Here is a 15,389-nt window from a genome sequence, read left to right on the forward strand (position 1 = left end):
AGCTGAAACTTGACCGGCCTCACGATCACGGTGATGAAGCTCGGCCTGCTGGCGATACTCTGGATCTTCGTGCTGCTCGCGCTCGGCGTGGTGCGTACGGATCTGTTCGGGGCGGGCGGCCGGTCCGGCCGCTCCCGCCCCTCTTCCCGCCCCACGCCCCCGGCGGCCGTGGTCGACCGCCCCAGCGCCAAGCCGCGCCGCGGCGCGGTGCCGACCCATCTGGTGGTCACCTCGGGCTCGCTGGCGGGCACCAGCGTCGCGCTGACGGGGGTTCAGATCACCCTCGGCCGGGCGCACGACTCGACCATCGTGCTCGACGACGACTTCGCCTCCAGCCGCCACGCCCGGATCTACCCGGACGCCACCGGCCAGTGGGTGGTGGAGGATCTCGGCTCCACGAACGGGACATATCTCGACCGAGCCAAGATCAACGCGCCGACACCGGTACCTTTGGGTGTGCCCATCCGGATCGGCAAGACCGCCCTCGAACTCAAGAAGTGACTAGGCTGTCGGCCCGACTACGGTTGCCGCATCAGGAAACGGCGCCGGACCGTCCCGGCCGACCCGCTCGGCGGGCCGCGGGACGGCGTCGGCCTCTCCCCCCGACGTTGCAGCGGAAGAAGATTCGATGAGCCTGTCCCTGCGTTACGCCGCACGATCCCACGTGGGCTTGATCCGCGACGGCAACGAGGACTCCGGGTACGCCAGCGCCCGCCTGCTCGTGATCGCCGACGGGATGGGGGGCCAGGCCGCCGGGGAGATCGCGTCCGCGGTCGCGCTGGAGACGCTGGCCGAGCTCGACTCGCCGCACACCACCGGTCTGACCGGCGACCCGGTGCGCGACCTCGACGACCGGGTGAAGCTGGCCAACAACAAGATCCGCGCCATCATCGCGCAGCAGCCCGAGCTCGAGGGCATGGGCACCACGGTCACCGCGCTGTTCCTGGCCGGCGGCAACCACGTGGCCTTCGCCCACATCGGCGACTCGCGCGCCTACCGCCTGCGCGCCGGCGTGCTCGAGCAGATCTCCACCGACCACACCTGGGTGCAGCGGCTGATCGACGAGGGCCAGATCACCGAGGACGAGGCCGGGCGCCACCCGCAGCGCTCGCTGCTCATGCGCGCGCTCGGCACCAGCGGCGAGGTCGACCTGGACCTGACCGTGCTCGATCTGCAGGCGGGCGACCGGTTCCTGCTGTGCAGCGACGGACTGTCCGGGTTCGTCCCCTTCTCCACCCTCGCCTCCACGCTGGCGGGCTACGGCGATCCGCACCACGCGGCCGAGACGCTGATCCAGCACGCGCTGCGCGGCGGCGGCGCGGACAACATCACCTGCATCGTGGCGGACGCCTACGAGCAGCAGGCCGGCGGCTCCTCGAGCCAGGCCGAGACCCAGTACCTGGAACTGCCGGTCATCGTGGGCGCGGCGGCGGAGAATCAGGGTTCGCTCCCGTCCTACTCACCGACCGCCCCGCGCCCGGTCGCCGGCGGCGCGGACCCGTCCGTCACCGGCATGATCCAGACCGTGGGCGCCGCGGCCCCGAGCCCCGCCCCCGGCCAGCCCCCCGTGATCCCGGCGCCGGCGCCGGCCGGACCCGGCGAATCGGACACGGCCGAGCTCGACGCGGTCGACGCGCCGTCAGAGGCGGGCAACGGCGGACGAAAGCGGCGACGCTGGGTCAAACCGACCGCGATCGTGGGCACCTGCGTCATCGTCCTCGGCGCGGCCGCGGGCGGCGCGTACTACTGGAGCCAGCAGCAGTACTACGTCGGCGCCGACGGCAGCGGGCATGTGGCGATCTATCAGGGCGTGCACATGTCGGTGGCCGGGCTCAAACTCTCGCACGTCTATTCGACCGAGCCGGTCACCGTCTCCGGACTGCCGGACGTCCAGAAGTCCCGGGTGCTGGCCTCGATAACCGCGAACAACCTCGACGACGCGCAGAACATCGTCAACATGCTCTCCCTCGTCGAGAACGACTGTTCCGCCCTGACCGCCGTGCCCCCGGTCTCGGCCTCGCCGAGCGCCAGCTCCTCCCCGTCCGCGTCGAGCCCGTCGGTCGACGGCGCCGGCCGGCCGTCCGGCTCGGCCAGCGCGACCGCCGGTCACACCACGACCCCGACCGGTGACGCCTCGTCCCCGGCGAGCCCCAGCGCGACCCCCTCCGCCAGCGCCGACCCGTCAGCCTCGCTAAGCTCCGGTACCACTGGATTGAAGCAACTTTCGGCCCAATGCCCGTCGAATGCCGGGGTCGGCGGAGGTCCCGGCACAAGCTGATGAGAGCGGCGGCAGGTCTGCGCAGGCCTGCCGGCTCGGAATACGGACAGGAAGCACGATGTCGATGGCTGCCAAACCGTCGGCCAGCGAGGCCTACGCCCCGCCGCCGCCGGCCGAGCCCGAGATCCCGAAGCGGCGCAACGCCGAGCTGTTGCTGCTCGGGCTCGCCCTGGTTCTCGGCATGTTCGCCTACGCGAACGTGGGCCTGGCGATGCACGACAAGCTCCCCGCCAACTTCTGGCCGGTCGGCTTCGGCTTCGCCGTCGTGCTCCTGATCGCCCACCTCGCGGTGCGCTGGCTGGCCCCCTACGCCGACCCGCTGATCCTGCCGCTGGCCGCCGGGATCAACGGACTCGGGCTGGTGCTCATCTCCCGGCTCGACCCGTACAACATCGCGAACAAGCTCGCGCCGGCCGGCGGCGCGGCGAAGCAGCAGGCGATCTTCTCCGTGATCGGCGTCGTCGTGCTGATCGCCGTGCTCTACTTCCTGCGCGACCACAAGGTGCTCCAGCGCTACGCCTACATCTCGGCGCTGGTCGGCCTGATCCTGATCGCGCTGCCGGCCGTGCTGCCCGCCTCGATGTCCGAGGTCAACGGCGCCCGCAGCTGGGTGAAGTTCGCCGGCCTGTCCGTCCAGCCGGCCGAGTTCGCCAAGCTGCTCATGGTCAGCTTCTTCGCCGCCTACCTGCACGCCAAGCGGGACACCCTGGCGCTGGCCAGCCGCAAGGTGTTCGGCATCTGGATCCCGCGCGGACGCGACATGGGCCCGCTGATCGTGTGCTGGGCCTTCGCGATGCTGGTGCTGATCCGGGAGACCGACCTCGGCGTCTCGCTGATGTTCTTCGGCGCCTTCGTCATCATGCTCTACCTGGCCACCGAGCGGGCCAGCTGGCTGATCTTCGGCGTGCTGATGTTCATCGGCGGCGCCGTGCTGGTCGGGCTGACCTTCTCGCACGTGCAGGTCAGGTTCGAGTCCTGGCTCAACCCGTTCGGGGACGTGACCGGCAACTCCCGGCAGACCGCCCAGTCGCTCTACGCCTTCGCCAACGGCGGCCTGTTCGGCACCGGGCTGGGCCAGGGCTACCCGTACCTGGTCGGGTTCGCCAACAACGCCGACTACATCATGGACACGGTGGGCGAGGAGCTCGGCCTGGTCGGCCTGGCCGCGTTGCTGATCGGCTACGGCCTGTTCGTGGCCCGCGGCCTGAAGACCGCGCTGCTGGTGCGCGACCCGTACGGCAAGCTGTTCGCCGCCGGACTCGCGGTCACCTTCGCGCTGCAGGTGTTCATCACCGCGGGCGGGGTGATGCGGGTGATCCCGCTGACCGGCCTGCCGATGCCGTTCCTGGCCTACGGCGGTTCGGCGCTGCTGGCCAACTGGATCCTGGCGGCGCTGCTGCTGCGGATCTCCGACGCGGCACGCCGGCCGCTGCCGCCGGCGCTCCCGTTGTCCGCTCCACCCGGATTCTTCGACCCCCGCAGTGGCGGAAACGACGGCGCGAAAAAGGCGGTGCACGGGTGAACAGGCCCATCAAGAAGGTGGCGATCTTCTGCTTCGCCCTGTTCGCCGCGCTGTTCCTGGAGGGCAACTGGATCCAGGTGGTGCAGGCGGGCTCCTACTCGGACCACGCCGACAACTTCCGCAACACGATCTACAACTACGACGTGCAGCGCGGCTCGATCCTGGTCGGCTCCACCCAGATCGCCTACTCCAAGGCGAGCGGCAGCTCCACCATGAAGTACCAGCGGGTCTACCCGAGCGGGTCCGAGTACGCCGCGGTGACCGGCTACTTCTCCTCCGACTACGGCACCGCGAACCTCGAGAACTACGAGAACTCGCTGCTGTCCGGCAAGGACACCCGGCTGGCCACGCAGAACTTCCTGCGCAAGGTGCAGGGCAAGGACCAGTCCGGCGGCTCGGTGGTGACCACGATCAACGCGGCCGCCCAGCAGGCCGCCTACCAGGGCCTGTCGAACACGCTGACCAACGTCGGCCAGGGCGCGGTGGCCGCGATCGACCCGAAGACCGGGGCGATCCTGGCGCTGGTGTCGCTGCCGAGCTACGACCCGAACCAGCTGGCCTCCTCGAGCAGCACGGTGCAGAACAACTACGCCAAGCAGCTCAACGACAACCCGCTCCAGCCCAAGCTGGACCAGGCGCTGCAGGCCACCTATCCGCCCGGTTCGACGTTCAAGATCATCACCTCCGCGGCCGCCCTGACCGACGGGCTCGACGGCAACCAGATCACCCCGACCAGCACGATCACCGGCGCTCCGCCGGACGTGCTGAACCTGCCCGGCTCGACCGCCACCATCTCCAACTCCGGCGGCGAGACCTGCAACAGCCTGGTCCTGGAAGCCGCCTTCGCCCAGTCCTGCAACACCGTCTACGGCTACATCGGCCTGCACCTCGGCGCGAACGAGCTGCAGACTGAGGCCGAGGGCTGGGGCTTCAACAAGACCGGCCCGGCGGTGCCGATGCAGGCGGCCTCCTCGGTCTTCCCCGGCAGCCTGAGCCAGCCGCAGGTGGCCCAGTCGGCGATCGGCCAGTTCGACGTGCGGATGACCCCGCTCGAGGGCGCGATGATGGCCTCGGCGGTGGCCGACGGCGGCGTGATCGAGGCGCCGTACCTGATCGCCAAGGAGCTCGACACCAAGGGCAACGTGATCGCCAGCGCGTCGCCGACGCAGCTGTACCAGCCGATCTCCTCCTCGGTCGCATCCGAGCTGTCCACGATGATGCAGGGCGTGGTCACCGACGGGACGGCAACCAACCTGCAGAACCTCGGCGTCTCTGTCGCTGCGAAGACCGGCACCGCCCAGCGCGGGGCCGGACAGAACTCGGTGGCCTGGATGGTCGCCTACGCTCCGGCGAACGATCCGAAGGTGGCGGTCGCGGTCATGGTCGCGGACAACGGCGTGACCTCGAACGAGGCCTTCGGCAACACCCTGGCGGGTCCGATCGCGGCGAATGTGATCAAGGCCGTGCTCGCCAACCCCGCCGCCAACTGAATCCGAGAATCGGGCGTCTGACGTGCCGGATCGGGCCGGACACTTCCGCAGTGTCCGCCGCGGGCCGATACACTTCGCCCGAAAGCAGGAATGGCGCTACGGCCGGAGAAGGGCTGGATGATGGAAGAGCCGCGTCGCCTGGGTAACAGGTACGAACTCGGCGCGGTCCTTGGCCGAGGCGGGATGGCCGAGGTCTACATGGCCAGGGACATCCGTCTGGGCAGGGCCGTGGCGGTCAAGACGCTGCGCGCCGACATGGCCAGGGACGCCACCTTCCAGGCCAGGTTCCGGCGGGAGGCCCAGTCCGCCGCGTCGCTCAACCATCCTGCCATCGTCGCGGTGTACGACACCGGCGAGGACTTCATCGGCGGCGTGTCGCTCCCGTTCATCGTCATGGAGTACGTGGACGGCTCGACCCTGCGCGACCTGCTGCACTCCGGGCGCAAGCTGCTGCCGGAGCGCACCCTGGAGATCACCAGCGGGGTGCTCCAGGCGCTGGACTACAGCCACCGCAACGGCATCGTGCACCGGGACATCAAGCCCGCGAACGTGATGCTCACCCGCGGCGGCGCGGTGAAGGTGATGGACTTCGGCATCGCCCGGGCCATGGGCGACGCCGGCATGACCATGACCCAGACCGCGGCGGTCATCGGCACCGCCCAGTACCTCTCCCCGGAGCAGGCCAAGGGCGAGCAGGTGGACGCGCGGTCCGACCTGTACTCCACCGGCTGCCTGCTCTACGAGCTGCTGACCGGCCGGCCCCCGTTCATCGGCGACTCCCCGGTCGCGGTGGCCTACCAGCACGTCCGGGAGGCGGCGCAGCCCCCGTCGTTCTACGACCCCGAGGTTCCCGCGGTGGTCGACTCGATCGTGATGAAGTCGCTCGCCAAGCACCCGGACGAGCGCTACCAGTCCGCCGACGAGATGCGCGCCGACCTCGAGCGCGCCCTCGACGGACGCCCGGTGGCCGCGGCCCCGACCGTGGCGGCCGGCTTCGGCGCCACGCCGGCGCCGACCCAGGTGATGTCCCAGTCCGGCCGGGGCTACGGCTCCGGGCAGGGCGGGGCGGCGGGCTACGGCTCGGGCGGCCGCTACGACCAGCAGACCGGCTACCAGGGCGCCGGATACCCGCAGGAAGCCCCGGAGGAGTCCGTGCCGCGCTCGCGGCGCGCGCCGTCCTCCACCGGCGGCGGACGCGGCAAGTCGGGCGGCGGCGCGGACCGGACCGGCTGGGTGATCATCGGCGTCGTGGTGCTCGTGCTCGTCGTGGTGGCGGTGATCGTGTTCAACACCGTCTTCTCCGGCAAGAACGGCACCGTCGGCACGGTTCCGCCGATCACCAACCTGACCACGACCCAGGCCGAGGCCACTCTGAAGACCTCGGGCTACGTGCTGGGCAAGTCGAACTGCGGCGACGGTCTGGCCACGACCGACGTCAAGGCCGGCCTGATCGTCAAGCAGAGCCCGGCGGGCGGCGCCACCGTGAACACCGGCACCGCGGTCGACTACTGCGTGTCCCTCGGCCCGGAGACGCACGTGCTGATGAGCACGGTGAAGAACCCCGACGGCCAGTACGACCTCAACGGCCAGCAGACGGTGGCCACGCTGGAGCAGAAGTACAACTACACCGACGTCACCTCGAAGCAGGTGAGCAGCAACTCGGTCGCGGCCGGATACACCATCGACATCCAGGACCCGAAGGGCGACTCGCTGCTCGGCAAGACCGAGCCGGTCAACCAGCCGCTGGTGGTGATCATCTCCGGCGGCCCGAGCACCACCACGGTTCCGCCGGTGGCCGGACAGACCTGCGACGCGGCCCAGCAGACGCTCAAGGGCTCGCCGTACAACTTCGTGGTCAACGAGAGCAACCAGCTCGCCACCGACGGGACCCAGCAGGGCTACGCGATCGGCACCAACCCGAGCGCCAACCAGACCGTCGACATCGGCAGCCCGGTCACGTTGATCTGCTCGCTGGGCGCCCAGAACGGCGGTAACGGTAACGGCGGCAACGGCGGCAACGGGAACGGCGGCGACAACGGCGGGCCCGCGGGCGGCGCCAGCCCGTCCATGAGCCCCTCCCCCAATCTGATCGGCGGGCTGGGCGGCGGCAACAACTAGGCCGCCCGGCCGGACCGACGACGAAGCCGACGCAGCGACGGAGCACGAGGGTTTCCCCATGGCGCGCATCCTGGTTGTGGATAACTACGACTCGTTTGTGTACAACCTGGTGCAGTATCTGTACCAGCTCGGTGCACAGTGCGAGGTTCGACGCAACGACACCGTGTCCGTGGCGGACGCGGACGGCTTCGACGGCGTACTGCTCTCGCCCGGGCCGGGCACACCCGAGCAGGCCGGGGTGTGCATCGACATGGTGCGCCACTGCGCCGGCACGGGACAGCCGTTGTTCGGCGTCTGCCTGGGCCTGCAGTCGATCGGCGTCGCGTTCGGCGCCACCGTCGGGCGCGCGCCGGAGCTGATGCACGGCAAGACCAGCCTGGTCACGCACGACGGGCGCGGCGTGTTCGCCGGTCTGCCCGATCCCTTCACCGCGACGCGGTACCACTCGCTGGCCATCGACCCGGCCACCGTGCCGGACGCGCTGGAGGTCACCGCGCGCACCGGCGAGGTGATCATGGGGGTGCGGCACCGGGAGCTGCCGATCGAGGCGGTGCAGTTCCACCCGGAGTCGGTGCTCACCGACGGCGGCCACCGCATGCTGGCGAACTGGCTGGCCGTCTGCGGCTATCCACAGGCGCTCGAGGCCGCGGTCGGCCTCGCCTCGACGCTCTCCGGGCGCGCGGGCGGCTGAGGCGCCCGCCCGGGTCGGGCACTCAGTTCATCGAGCCGCTGCCGGAGAACGGCACGTGCGGCTCCGCCCAGGGGAAAATCCAGCCGAACAATGCGACGACCGTAAGCGAAACCAGGATGAACGTGCAGAGCAGCTTCATCCACAGGCTCCCGGGCAGATGACGCCAGATCCAGCCGTACACGGGTGCTCCTTCCCCATGATCCGGACCCGGCTGTGGATAACCCTGGGGACACGCCGCGATTGCGGATCCGGACCTTGAACGCACAGCGGGCCCATCGAAACCGTGCCACACAAGGTGCTCCGAACGGGCTCGACACGCCGGTGAGGGCGGTTCGGACCGGACTCGGCGGGAAGCGGAGCGGTACCCATAGCACAAGCGGACTGTCCTTGAGCGTCCCTCCCGGCTACGCTGTATCCGCGACACAAGTCGCCGACTGACCTAATGACGTGGAGAGTTCCGTGCCGAAGTCCAAGACCCGGGACAAGGTGGCCTACACCCCGCCGACCGAGCCGACGCCGCAGAAGATCAAGCTCGAGTCCTCGGCCTGGGTGCCTCGGTTCATGGTGGCCTTCTTCGTCATCGGCCTCGCCTGGATGGTGCTCTACTACCTGGCCTCGAACATCTCCTGGGTCGATTCCCTGGGTGCCTGGAACGTCGTGATCGGCTTCGGCTTCATCGCCGCCGGCTTCGGCGTGGCGACCCGCTGGCGCTAGCCCGGGCGCGTCGGACCAGAGATTCGACGAGCAGGTTATCCACAGACTCGAACGCTTTTTCCACACTGTGGAAAACCTGTGGAGGACGCGCCGCGGAGATTGTGGATAACTCCGCGGCTGTGGATAGCCGACATCGCGAGGGAGCGGCGCCCCGCTCGGGGCGCCCCGGCGCTCAGCCGAGCAGAGCGCCGGCCACGCCGGTGTGCAGCAGCGAGTCGGAGTGGATCACCACGGTCAACGCGGACGCCGCCAGGATGGCCACGCCGGCGCCGAGCGGCACGAGCAGCTGAGTGTCGCGGTACCAGGGCACCCGTTGCTGCGGCCGCGGGGCGAAGGCGAACGCGGCACCGAGGACCAGGCCGCTGGCGAGTCCGCCGAGATGGTCGTGCCAGTCGATCCCGGGCACGGCGAAGCTGAACGCCAGATTGATCACGATCACCGCGACGATCGGCTGCATGTTCAGCCGCTCCCGGTAGGCCAGCACGGCGAGCACCCCGAGCAGTCCGAAGATCGCCCCCGAGGCGCCTTCCGAGGTGTAGCTGTAGCGGCCCATGAAGGCGAAGGACACCGCCGAGGCGCCGATCCCGCAGACCAGGTAGGTCATCAGGAAGCGCAGCCGCCCGATCCGGCTCTCCACCGGCAGGCCGATCCACCACAGCGAGAGCATGTTCATCACGATGTGGGCCGGGCTCAGGTGCAGGAACATCGCCGTGACGAGCCGGTACCACGCACCGTTCGCGACGCCTATGTGCGGGTCGGCCGTGATCGCACCGGAGACCGCGGTCAGATCCAAACGGGCGGAGAACCCGGCGCCGCCCACGTGCTGCAGCCCGTACATCACGACGTTCACCACGATCAGGGAGATCGTGACCACGCCCTGGCGCACGTGCACCCGGCCGCCGACCGCGGTGCGCGGCTGCCGGGTGGTCTTCGCCCCGCCGCGTACGCACTCGGGGCACTGGAAGCCGACCGCCGCGCTGACCATGCAGTCGGTGCAGATCGAGCGCTCGCACCGATGGCAGCGCAGGTAGGTCTCCCGGTCCGGGTGCCGGAAGCACTTCGGCGTTCCCGCGGGCCGCTGATCCCGGATCGCGTCGTCCATCGGCGCGGTTCCGTCGGGTGAGGTGGTCACCGTGGAATCCTCCCCAGAGGATGGGCGTGATCGAGGCTGTGCGCGGCTGCGCGGGGCCGGGACGACGGGGGCGCGCTCAGGCGACGCCCCCGCGCGACGCGGATCAGGAGGAGCGGCGCTCGATCGTGACGGACTGCATGACCACGTCCTGCGCCGGGCGGTCGTTGGCGCCGGTGCGCACGCCCGCGATCTCGTCCACGACCTTCTTGCTCTGCTCGTCGGCGACCTCGCCGAAGATGGTGTGCTTGCCGTTGAGGTACTCCGGCGTCGAGACCGTGATGAAGAACTGCGAGCCGTTGGTGCCGTGGCCGCCGCGCACACCGGCGTTGGCCATGGCCAGCAGGTACTTGCGGTTGAAGGTCAGGTCCGGGTGGATCTCGTCGTCGAAGGTGAAGCCGGGGCCGCCGTAGCCCTGGCCCAGCGGGTCGCCGCCCTGGATCATGAAGCCGGAGATGATGCGGTGGAAGATCGTCCCGTCGTAGTACGGACCGCTGCCCGGCTTGTTCGTGTTCGGGTCGGTGTACTCCTTCGTGCCCTCGGCGAGTTCCACGAAGTTGCGCACGGTCTTGGGCGCGTGGTTCGGGAACAGTTGAATCGTGATGTCGCCGTGGTTGGTCTTCAGGACGGCGTACGTCTCTTCGGCCATGACGGGCTCTTCCTTCCGTAGCTGTGGTACCCCCGCGAAGCGCTGCGGGCTCCATCCTCCCATGCGGCAGGTTTCGAAGTACGCCGAGCCCTGGCTTGGTTGCCGATCCGTGTCCTGTCGGCGAAGAGAGGCGTACATCGCCGGCGGCCGGGCACCTGACCAGCGCGGGACGGGGAAACCGAACGGCCCAAAATGCGAATACGACAGTCATACCGGGGCAGTAGGTGGTAAGTCACCTGAGGAGGTACGGTCGTGACCAAGACCACCAGCCTGCTGCAGAACGCGCAGCCCTACCTGCGGGACCAGTACGCCAACGCTCGCGACGGGCTCGCTCCGAAGCTCGCCCACACCCGCGAGGTCGCGGTGCCGATGGCCGTGGACGTCTCGCACCGGGCGATGGACATGTCGACGAAGATGCGCAACGAGATCCTGCCGGAGGCCACCAAACGGGCGATGCTCGCCGCCGCGGTGCTGCGCGGCGCGGAGGTCGAGGCCCAGCGCGAACGCAGCAACAAGTGGCGGCTGATCGCCATGGCCGGCGCGGCCGGGGCGGCCCTCGGCGCCGGCGCCTTCGTCTGGCAGCGCAAGCGCGCCCAGGAATGCTGGTGCGAGGAATGCGCGGAAGAGCAGACGATGATGCCGGAGGAAGCCCCGCACGTCGACGCGCACAACTGACCTTCGACACGAAAGCCCCGCCGGAACCTGCCGGCGGGGCCTCGAAGTGTCGGTGCGTCAGTTGTCGAGCAGCTTTTCCGTCGCGGCCAGCTTGACGCAGACCACCACCGCGCGCATCGCCGTGTCCAGGTCCGCGACCGGCGGGAACGAGGGAGCGAGCCGGATATTGCGGTCGCGCGGGTCCTTGCCGTACGGGTAGGTCGACCCGGCCGGGGTCAGCGCGATGCCCGCTTCCTTCGCCAGCCGGATCACCTCGGAGGCGGTGCCGTCGAGCACGTCCAGGCTGATGAAGTAGCCGCCGTACGCCTCGGTCCAGGTGGCCACACCCGTGCCGCCGAGGCCCTCGGTCAGGATCTCGCGCACCTTGGCGAACTTCGGCGCCAGGCTCTCGCGGTGCCGCTCCATCAGCTTCTGCACGCCGGCGGCGTCCTTGAGGAAGCGCACGTGCCGCAGCTGGTTGACCTTGTCCGGGCCGATGGTCCGCTTGGACAGGTGCCCCTGGAACCAGGCGAGGTTCGCCGCGGAGGCGCCCAGGAACGAGACCCCCGCCCCGGCGAAGGTGACCTTCGACGTGGATCCGAACACGAACACCCGGTCGGCGTTCCCGGCCTCGGCGCACAGCTCGAGGATCGGTGCCACGGTGATGTGATCCCCGGTCAGGTGGTGCACGCTGTAGGCGTCATCCCACAGCAGCCGGAAGTCGTCCGCCGCCGTGGGCATCGCCGCCAGCCGGCGCGCGTGCTCGTCGGAGATGCTGGTCCCGGTGGGGTTGCTGTACTTCGGCACGAACCACATGCCCTTGATCCGCGCGTCCGAGGCCGCGAGGCGCTCGATCTCGTCGATGTCGAGCAGCCCGTCCGCGGTCGGCTCGACCGGGATCATCTCGATGCCGAACTTCTGGCAGATGGAGAAGTGCCGGTCGTACCCCGGCACCGGGCACAGGAACGCCGGCCGCTCCACGTCCGCCCACCGCGTCTGCCCACCGGGCAGCGGGAAGAGCATGGAGTGGATGACCGTGTCGTGCATCAGCGAGAGGCTGGAGTTGTCGCTCGCGAGCAGCTGCGCCACCGGCACCTGCAGCAGCGGGCTGAAGATCTCGCGCAGCTCGGTCAGCCCGAGCAGTCCGCCGTAGTTGCGGCAGTCGGTCCCGTCGGCGGCGCGGAAGTCGTCCACCCCCGGGAGTGCGAGCAGCCCGTTGGAGAAGTCCAGCTGCTCCGCCGAGGGCTTGCCGCGCGTCAGATCGAGATTCAGCCCCCGCTCCTGGAGTCGCAGGTACTCCTTCTGCAGCTGCTCACGCAGGGCCAGGAGGGATTCGGAACCAAGTGTGCTGAACTCGTCCACGTGCCCCATCCTAGTGCGCCCGGGAACGAACCCGAGCGCGATTTCACCCTGTGGAAACCTACCGCGCGCCCCGCCGCGACCTCTCGGCTCCGGTCGCCACGCCCGCGAGGACGAACATCCACGCAGCCGAGTTGAGGATGTAAGACCAGGGCACCCCACCGTGGTTCATCAGCGCCGAGGCCGCGGTTACCGCCACCCCCACCAGCAGCACGCCGAAGACGAACGCGAGCGCGAAGAACATCCCCAACGGCCGCGAATGCATCCAAGACATCATGCTGACATCATGGCCTATCGCCGCTGTCTACGGCGTATCACCGCATTCACGGCCGTCGGTGCGAAGAGTGCCAGCGGCGTGAACCCTTGGGTCAGCGGCACCTCGTTGTCCAGAGCGAGCGCCGCCACGAGCACAACAGCCGAAATCAGTACGACAGCTTGCCGGGGGTGCAGGTCGATCCACTTGAGCACCCTCGGATACTGGCATCTGCATAGGTGCTGGTCAACCCGGCATTCAGCGCGGTCGCGATGAGCCGAGCAGCCTCCTCGTCGCTGATCCCGAGGCGCCGCACGCGCTCGACGTAGGCTGCGGCGGCCTCGGCCGCTTCGCGCTGCGCGTCGGTGAGCGCAGCGACGAACGTCCCGTGCCGGCCACGCGTCTCGATCACTCCGTCAGCCTCGAGCTCCTTATACGACCGCGCGACCGTGTTCACGGCCAGGCCGAGGTCCTCCGCAAGTCTGCGCACCGTTGGAAGCCGCGTGCCCACAAGCAGCGAGCCAGACCGGACGAGCGCCGCGAGCTGTGCGCGCACCTGCTCATACGGCGGCGTGGCTGCGGCTGCATCGACGCGGATCAGCATGCGGCAGCCGGACCGGGCTGTGAGAAGGCCGCAAAGCGCCGCAGGTAGTAGCGCGAGGCCCACTGCGATCGAGTGACGAGAGGGAGGAGGTACATGGACAATCCGACGATCATCGTGGCGGCGAACACGGCTGAGTCTCCGGACCAGCCAGCCGTGTCGCCCAGGGGTGAAGCGATCAGCAGCGCGGCACTGATACACACGCCGAACGGCACGTTCAGCAGCGCGAGAACCGCCTGGACCCGCAACGCATCGTCGAAGGCCAGTTCCTGCGGGGTCGCGGCGTTCTGCCGGCCGGACAGGATGCGCTTCTGGCCGAGCTCCGTGCCGGCGACGAGCGCGGGGCAGAGCACCACGGCCACGGCGTAGAGAACCGGTTGCGGCCGCGCGGCGGCGAACGACGCGTACTGGACGGAGACCGGAGCGATCAACCACACCAGCGCTGCCAGCAGCGGAAGCACCGCGACGGCACGGGCGGCCCACAGGAGGACTGGCGGAACCGCATCAGTCAGGGCCGGCTCCACGATCCGCGCCACCCGCGGGCCCGATTCCTTGGAACTGCGCAGACTGTCGTAGACATGGCTCGCGGCGAGCGCCAGCGCGCCCAAAGCCCAGAACGGCAGGCTGAAGAGTATCGGCGACTCCGTGCGCGGCCCGCCCTCCGGAGCCAAGGTGACGGCATAGGTCATCCAGCCCATCCAAAGCGCGGCGATCGGACCGAGGATCAGCACCAGGACCGTGCCCCGCCGCCGCATCCGGGCGATGAGCCGGTCCTCGTAGCCCGGAGGCACGGCGAGGCGCAACAGCTGCGCCAGATGCTCTACGGCGCGGGCCTGTGCCTTGGGCCGGTCGAACCGCCCGACCACGAGCGCCACCACCCACAGCGCCAAAATGATGCCCGCAGGAACCAGCGACCACACCAAACGTGAACTCATTGCCCACTCCACCCTGGACTCTGCACGCACTTTGTCGCAACCGTTGTACCAACCCACCCCCGGCTTGTCCATACCGGCGGCCGCCGACGCGCCTCAAGACGATCCAGGGCCGTACGCCTGTTTCTCGCGTACGGCCCTGATCTGCTGTTTCACTGTGGAGCCAAGGGGACTTGAACCCCTAACCCCTGCCTTGCAAAGGCAGTGCTCTGCCAATTGAGCTATGGCCCCGGGCATCGCGCCGCGAACGTGTCCGCGGCGCGGAAAGAATCAACCGCGGCTTGCGGCGGGAACCGGGTCGGTTGCCTCGGTCCACAGGTCCTGCTCGGACTTGTCCGCCGCCTTGACCTGCTTGTAGACCAGGAAGCCACCAGCGGCGACCACACCCAGCAGAAGCAGCTTCTTCATCGGACCCAAACCTCTCACTCGGGAAGCGGCCCTCCCCGCGACATAGGGGGACAGGGCTGACAAGCCACCGACTCGGGCGGAGTACACGCACCCGAACTCGACTCTCCAACCGTCCCGCAGCTTAGCACGCCCCCGCCCCCCGATTCCGGTTCACCGCCCCACCACCACCACCGCGTAGCGAAGCGAGCGGCAAGCTTGAAAGGGGCGGGCGGGCGGGGTCAAGCCAGCGCAGCGTCCCCGCGCCGAGGAGCGCAGCGACGTGGCGCGGGCCGGGAGTCCAGAGGGCGGAGCCCTTTGGCGTGGGGGTGTGGGGGCCGTGCCCCCGCGACGAACAGCGGACCACGGCACAGCCGGCCGGCCGAGGAGCGCAGCGACGTGGCCGACCAGCGAAAAAGAAGTGCCTGGCCAGCGTCAGCCAGCCAGGCACTTCGTCAACTCCGTGGACCTAGGTGGACTTGAACCACCGACCTCTTCCTTATCAGGGAAGCGCTCTAACCGACTGAGCTATAGGTCCATCACACCCTCGCGGGCGCTAGATGAGAGTACCGCATCGGCCGGGGTGTTCCCAAACCGGTTCCGTGGGGCGGGGCG

At 69.3% G+C, this 15,389-nt stretch carries 16 protein-coding genes and 2 tRNA genes; 8 read left to right on the forward strand and 10 right to left on the reverse strand.

All coding sequences use genetic code 11. The features are described 5' to 3' along the window. Positions 1 to 9: 9 nt before the first annotated feature. The 6 genes from ACTRO_RS25200 to ACTRO_RS25225 all read left to right on the forward strand — a co-directional run bounded on the left by ACTRO_RS25200 (position 10) and on the right by ACTRO_RS25225 (position 8,099). Positions 10 to 501: an FHA domain-containing protein FhaB/FipA gene (locus ACTRO_RS25200; RefSeq protein WP_034266829.1), complete on the forward strand. Its 492-nt coding sequence runs from the start codon at positions 10 to 12 to the stop codon at positions 499 to 501. Between the two features lie 127 nt (positions 502 to 628). Next, a complete protein-coding gene (locus ACTRO_RS25205) occupies positions 629 to 2,278 on the forward strand; it encodes a PP2C family protein-serine/threonine phosphatase (RefSeq protein ID WP_051451365.1) in 1,650 nt (549 codons plus the stop codon). 64 nt (positions 2,279 to 2,342) lie between these two features. Next, positions 2,343 to 3,800, forward strand: a complete 1,458-nt coding sequence (locus ACTRO_RS25210) for an FtsW/RodA/SpoVE family cell cycle protein (protein WP_157436432.1) — start codon at positions 2,343 to 2,345, stop codon at positions 3,798 to 3,800. After that, entirely contained in the window at positions 3,797 to 5,290 is a 1,494-nt protein-coding gene (locus ACTRO_RS44945; protein ID WP_034276665.1) for a penicillin-binding transpeptidase domain-containing protein, read from the forward strand. Before ACTRO_RS25210 ends, ACTRO_RS44945 begins: the two co-directional genes overlap by 4 nt. Positions 5,291 to 5,410: 120 nt before the next feature. After that, positions 5,411 to 7,408: a Stk1 family PASTA domain-containing Ser/Thr kinase gene (pknB, locus tag ACTRO_RS25220; RefSeq protein ID WP_084317153.1), complete on the forward strand. Its 1,998-nt coding sequence runs from the start codon at positions 5,411 to 5,413 to the stop codon at positions 7,406 to 7,408. Between the two features lie 58 nt (positions 7,409 to 7,466). Beyond that, a complete protein-coding gene (locus ACTRO_RS25225; protein ID WP_034266832.1) occupies positions 7,467 to 8,099 on the forward strand; it encodes an aminodeoxychorismate/anthranilate synthase component II in 633 nt (210 codons plus the stop codon). 22 nt (positions 8,100 to 8,121) lie between these two features. On the opposite strand, the gene ACTRO_RS48235 is transcribed toward ACTRO_RS25225, so the two are convergent. Next, positions 8,122 to 8,280, reverse strand: a complete 159-nt coding sequence (locus ACTRO_RS48235; RefSeq protein ID WP_034266835.1) for a hypothetical protein — start codon at positions 8,278 to 8,280, stop codon at positions 8,122 to 8,124. A gap of 278 nt (positions 8,281 to 8,558) precedes the next feature. Between ACTRO_RS48235 and ACTRO_RS25235 the strand changes: the two genes are divergently transcribed. Then, entirely contained in the window at positions 8,559 to 8,813 is a 255-nt protein-coding gene (locus tag ACTRO_RS25235) for a cell division protein CrgA (RefSeq protein WP_034266837.1), read from the forward strand. Positions 8,814 to 8,985: 172 nt separating this feature from the next. Here the strand turns inward: ACTRO_RS25235 and ACTRO_RS25240 are convergent, their stop codons facing one another. Together ACTRO_RS25240 and ACTRO_RS25245 are read right to left on the reverse strand one after the other, a co-directional pair. Further along, positions 8,986 to 9,945 (reverse strand): rhomboid family intramembrane serine protease, encoded by a 960-nt coding sequence (locus ACTRO_RS25240; protein WP_051451367.1) that lies wholly within the window; start codon positions 9,943 to 9,945, stop codon positions 8,986 to 8,988. 103 nt (positions 9,946 to 10,048) lie between these two features. Then, a complete protein-coding gene (locus ACTRO_RS25245) occupies positions 10,049 to 10,591 on the reverse strand; it encodes a peptidylprolyl isomerase (RefSeq protein WP_034266840.1) in 543 nt (180 codons plus the stop codon). A gap of 252 nt (positions 10,592 to 10,843) precedes the next feature. On the opposite strand from ACTRO_RS25245, the gene ACTRO_RS25250 reads away from it, so the two are divergent. After that, positions 10,844 to 11,266, forward strand: a complete 423-nt coding sequence (locus tag ACTRO_RS25250; protein ID WP_034266843.1) for a hypothetical protein — start codon at positions 10,844 to 10,846, stop codon at positions 11,264 to 11,266. A gap of 57 nt (positions 11,267 to 11,323) precedes the next feature. On the opposite strand, the gene ACTRO_RS25255 is transcribed toward ACTRO_RS25250, so the two are convergent. The 7 genes from ACTRO_RS25255 to ACTRO_RS25280 all read right to left on the reverse strand — a co-directional run bounded on the left by ACTRO_RS25255 (position 11,324) and on the right by ACTRO_RS25280 (position 15,312). Next, positions 11,324 to 12,616 carry an aspartate aminotransferase type Ic gene (locus ACTRO_RS25255; RefSeq protein WP_034266846.1) on the reverse strand — a complete coding sequence of 431 codons (1,293 nt, stop codon included), beginning with the start codon at positions 12,614 to 12,616 and terminating at the stop codon, positions 11,324 to 11,326. A 49-nt stretch (positions 12,617 to 12,665) separates the two neighbouring features. Next, the gene (locus ACTRO_RS25260) at positions 12,666 to 12,881 is read right to left on the reverse strand and encodes a hypothetical protein (RefSeq protein WP_034266848.1); all 216 of its coding nucleotides are present in this window, start codon (positions 12,879 to 12,881) and stop codon (positions 12,666 to 12,668) included. A gap of 145 nt (positions 12,882 to 13,026) precedes the next feature. After that, positions 13,027 to 13,461, reverse strand: coding sequence for a GntR family transcriptional regulator (locus ACTRO_RS25265; RefSeq protein ID WP_051451368.1), 435 nt, complete (start codon positions 13,459 to 13,461; stop codon positions 13,027 to 13,029). Further along, positions 13,455 to 14,381 carry a hypothetical protein gene (locus ACTRO_RS25270; RefSeq protein ID WP_157436433.1) on the reverse strand — a complete coding sequence of 309 codons (927 nt, stop codon included), beginning with the start codon at positions 14,379 to 14,381 and terminating at the stop codon, positions 13,455 to 13,457. Before ACTRO_RS25270 ends, ACTRO_RS25265 begins: the two co-directional genes overlap by 7 nt. A gap of 167 nt (positions 14,382 to 14,548) precedes the next feature. Next, positions 14,549 to 14,621, reverse strand: a tRNA-Ala gene (locus ACTRO_RS25275). 39 nt (positions 14,622 to 14,660) lie between these two features. Further along, the gene (locus tag ACTRO_RS48240) at positions 14,661 to 14,798 is read right to left on the reverse strand and encodes a DLW-39 family protein (protein ID WP_169739947.1); all 138 of its coding nucleotides are present in this window, start codon (positions 14,796 to 14,798) and stop codon (positions 14,661 to 14,663) included. Between the two features lie 440 nt (positions 14,799 to 15,238). Then, a tRNA-Ile gene (locus ACTRO_RS25280) sits at positions 15,239 to 15,312 on the reverse strand. Positions 15,313 to 15,389: the final 77 nt, after the last annotated feature.

Source organism: Actinospica robiniae DSM 44927 (genome assembly GCF_000504285.1).
GTDB classification, from domain to species: Bacteria; Actinomycetota; Actinomycetes; order Streptomycetales; family Catenulisporaceae; genus Actinospica; species Actinospica robiniae.

What these genes read in the sequence shown, in the direction of transcription:
- ACTRO_RS25260 (WP_034266848.1), bottom strand. Translation starts at nt 12,881, where the DNA reads ATGATGTCTTGGATGCATTCGCGGCCGTTGGGGATGTTCTTCGCGCTC.
- ACTRO_RS25255 (WP_034266846.1), bottom strand. Translation starts at nt 12,616, where the DNA reads ATGGGGCACGTGGACGAGTTCAGCACACTTGGTTCCGAATCCCTCCTG.
- ACTRO_RS48240 (WP_169739947.1), bottom strand. Translation starts at nt 14,798, where the DNA reads ATGAAGAAGCTGCTTCTGCTGGGTGTGGTCGCCGCTGGTGGCTTCCTG.
- pknB (WP_084317153.1), top strand. Translation starts at nt 5,411, where the DNA reads ATGGAAGAGCCGCGTCGCCTGGGTAACAGGTACGAACTCGGCGCGGTC.
- ACTRO_RS25210 (WP_157436432.1), top strand. Translation starts at nt 2,343, where the DNA reads ATGGCTGCCAAACCGTCGGCCAGCGAGGCCTACGCCCCGCCGCCGCCG.
- ACTRO_RS25245 (WP_034266840.1), bottom strand. Translation starts at nt 10,591, where the DNA reads ATGGCCGAAGAGACGTACGCCGTCCTGAAGACCAACCACGGCGACATC.
- ACTRO_RS25265 (WP_051451368.1), bottom strand. Translation starts at nt 13,461, where the DNA reads ATGCTGATCCGCGTCGATGCAGCCGCAGCCACGCCGCCGTATGAGCAG.
- ACTRO_RS25225 (WP_034266832.1), top strand. Translation starts at nt 7,467, where the DNA reads ATGGCGCGCATCCTGGTTGTGGATAACTACGACTCGTTTGTGTACAAC.
- ACTRO_RS25205 (WP_051451365.1), top strand. Translation starts at nt 629, where the DNA reads ATGAGCCTGTCCCTGCGTTACGCCGCACGATCCCACGTGGGCTTGATC.